The organism is Spirosoma sp. (genome assembly GCF_048594605.1).
Taxonomy (GTDB): Bacteria; Bacteroidota; Bacteroidia; order Cytophagales; family Spirosomataceae; genus Spirosoma.
Window position 1 is genome coordinate 1 of the sequence record NZ_JBMDWV010000132.1, and the last position, 3,364, is coordinate 3,364.

Below are 3,364 nucleotides of genomic sequence, written 5' to 3' on the forward strand. Positions count from 1 at the left end.
GTTTTGCTAATAGGGCAAGAGTTTGGTACAGCGTATCGCATTTTAACGAAAGTAGAATCAAACGGCAGGCAGAGTTTTAGAAACATAATAAGTTCTGATTTCAGGCTGGACCCGCTTGCTTTCGATACAAGAGTTAGGTACGAGGACCTTATTACAGCTGCTGATGGTAGTTTCCTGCTGCTGGTCACCAGTGCCAAGCCGGATGGGAAGACAGTTGCCTTTGTGCAAAAAATTAACGCTGATTACAGTACTGCCTGGGTGAAATCGGTGGCTTATCCGACGCCAAATCCCGCCACGCCCGACCGGAGTTTATCCAAAGGTGAATCCGTTATGGCCACACCTGACGGTGGCTACCTTATTGTGGGTTATTACAGTCCAGACGGCGTTTTCAACGACGATCCGAATGTCGTGCCTACAGCCAATACGGCCTGGGTTGCCAAACTCGACGGGCAGGGAAATAGCAGCTGGCAGAAACTGTACGACCCACTACCAATCACTCAAACCGCTAATGGACCTGCAATTGGCTCTGTGCTGACAATGCTAGCTGCAACAGACGTAACACTGGCTGCTGACAACAACGGATACGCCCTGGTAGGCACCAGCCGGGCGCCTGTTTCCGGGTTCGTTCCTCCACCCAAAGGGGCTATCCTTGAGATTGACTGGAATGGCAATTTTAAGCGGGCAAGGCAGATAGGAACAGAACCAACCCGCGCCTTTATTACGTCCTACAACAGCGCCGGGGGCGCTCTATTCTACGCAGTTGGAAATACGTCATTGGCTAATGGTTCCGATCCGCATATATTGAAAGTAAGTGCAGCCAACCTGAACCTAAGCGACCCAGCGTTGTTCGCTGTACTTGCCCAGCGAACCTTCGACAGTCCGTCCAACGGCTATCTGACTGAACTTGAACGGGCTGGAGATGGAAGTCTCGCCTTTTCGGATGGCAGCGAGATCACCAAACTTAAGGTCGACATACTGCCGCCATTAGTGATAAATGCCCCGACCTATAACTGCCAGACAGGAGCTATCAAATTTAGCGTAAGTGGGGGCGATGGAACACCAATAACATACATGGCGCCTGGTATAACTCGCGCATCCGTTACTGACGACTTTGGTACGGTCGAAGCGGGCTTACGTAATGATCCCAAAGTGATTATGATTACGGCTACGCAAAGTGGAAAGAGCGTTACGTATAATTTTGATCTGAAAGCCGCCTGTACAGAGAAAACTCCTAAACCACCCGTATTTAACGGACCCATTCCTGATCAGTTTTTGACTGTAGGGCAAAACATTAACCTGCTGGTTGGCTCGTATTTCAATGATCCTAACGTATGCCTGCCGCAGAGCACTGATTGCCTGCCGAATTACGTGCCCAACTGGTCGGTTGAGATAACGGGACTACCGAGTGGTATAAGCGTATTTTCGAATAATCTATTTACAAGCCCTGTTCCTGAAGTGGGCATTGGCGGCAGCACAACTACGGCTGGCGTATATACCGTAACGGTAAAAATCAGTACGGCCGCTTATCGTAATCTTCCGATTGTTACTACGTTTAAAATTACAGTTACCGGAACGAATCCTCCGGGTGAAAATCCATTGGTGTTGATAGCGCCTGACTATAACTGTTCGACGGGCGCTATTACGTTCAGAACGATGGGAGGAAATGGCACTACTATCGAATACCAGGCACCAGGTATTACCGGCTGGACAACCAATCCAAATCAGTTTGTCGATCAGGAAAGCCGGACGGCGAGTGACGTTAAACCCTTTACGCTGATGGCGCGCCAGAGTGGTAACGTAGTGACTTACATCTGGGATCTGAAGGCTGCCTGTAGCAACACACCAACCCTGAAGCCTCTGGTTGCACTACCTATTCCAGATCAATACTACACAGTTGGCCAATCCGTCTATTTCGTGGTTGGAGGTTACTTCAGCGATCCCAACATCAGCGACCCAACCTATATTCCGTATTGGTCTATTAGTACCACAGATTTACCGCCGTCCTTATCGCTTTTTATCAAATCATCGGAGATGATGCATGCGCCGGCGGCAGTGATTGTTGGTACAGCAACCGCACCCGGTACTTATAATGTGACCGCGACGGCGCAAACGACGGCTGGCCGGGCCAGTGCTACGTTCCGGATTATTATAACCGATACGCCGACGAATACTCCGCTGGCCTTGATTGCTCCGGACTATAATTGCCAAACGGGCGCTATTACGTTCAAAACCACCGGGGGAGACGGCACTACTATTGAGTATCAGTCGCCGGGTATTACGGGCTGGACAACCAATCCTAATCAGTTTGTGGACAAAGACAGCCGTACAGCCAATGATGTGCAGCCTTTTACGCTGATGGCGCGGCAGAGTGGGAAAATGGTCACCTACATATGGGATTTGAAAGCCACCTGTGGTCGGGCGCGCGTAGGTATTGAAGAGCCTGGCTCTGGTTTGCAGGTACGTGTACTCGGCAATCCAATCGAAGGCAAAACCGCCGAAGTTGAAATCAGTGGAGCCGTGGGCAAATCGGTATATGTGAATCTGATTGATAGTCGGGGAGGAGTCTTACATCAGATGAACATTAAGCAAGCTGAAACCCTCGAACGGTTGAGTATCCCTACGGGTAATGCTCATGGCATCCTTCTTTTGCAGGTAGGGACTGCAACGGAACAGAAAAAATTGAAACTACTCAAACCTTAAATTCTTTACTTCGATTTCTACACCATAAGTGCGAAAAGCCAGACTATAAAAGGTCTGGCTTTTTGTTGTGCCTTGGATAAGCGTATCAAGATATACGACAATTAAACCAAGGCGTTCCGAGAGGTTGGATAGTGACTGCTACCTTATATATCTAGTTAAGTCTAACGTAACATGTCTAACACTTATACACAACTCTATATTCATACTGTTTTTGCCGTTAAACATCGACATAGCTTGATTCGCCCAGCCTGGAAAGAAGACCTATATCGGTATATGACCGGCATTGTGCAGAATCAGGGGCACAAATTGATTGCTATCAATGGTATGCCCGATCACGTACATACTTTCATTGGACTCAATCCCAAGCAATCTATCTCCGAATTGATGCAATATCTCAAGATGGATTCGGCCAAGTGGGTTAACGAGAAAAGATTAACTCAAGCAAAGTTCGAATGGCAGAGTGGATATGGGGCTTTTTCCTACGGTCATTCACAAATTGACAGCGTGATTAGATACATCCAAAATCAGGAGGAGCACCATCGCAAAAGGACTTTCCTGGAAGAATACATAGCTTTTCTACAGAAGTTAAAGGTACCTTACGACGAGCAGTATGTTTTCAAACCAGTTGAGGAATAAAGCTAAAAGTTGGTTTTTTCTCATTTAT

At 47.8% G+C, this 3,364-nt stretch carries 2 protein-coding genes; both read left to right on the forward strand.

Annotation, left to right across the window (positions count from 1 at the left end; translation table 11 throughout):
* The first annotated feature begins 330 nt into the window (after positions 1-330).
* Positions 331-2,700, forward strand: coding sequence for a putative Ig domain-containing protein (locus tag ACOJS8_RS08195; protein WP_420148055.1), 2,370 nt, complete (start codon positions 331-333; stop codon positions 2,698-2,700).
* Between the two features lie 171 nt (positions 2,701-2,871).
* Entirely contained in the window at positions 2,872-3,336 is a 465-nt protein-coding gene (gene tnpA / locus ACOJS8_RS08200; RefSeq protein ID WP_420148054.1) for an IS200/IS605 family transposase, read from the forward strand.
* Positions 3,337-3,364: the final 28 nt, after the last annotated feature.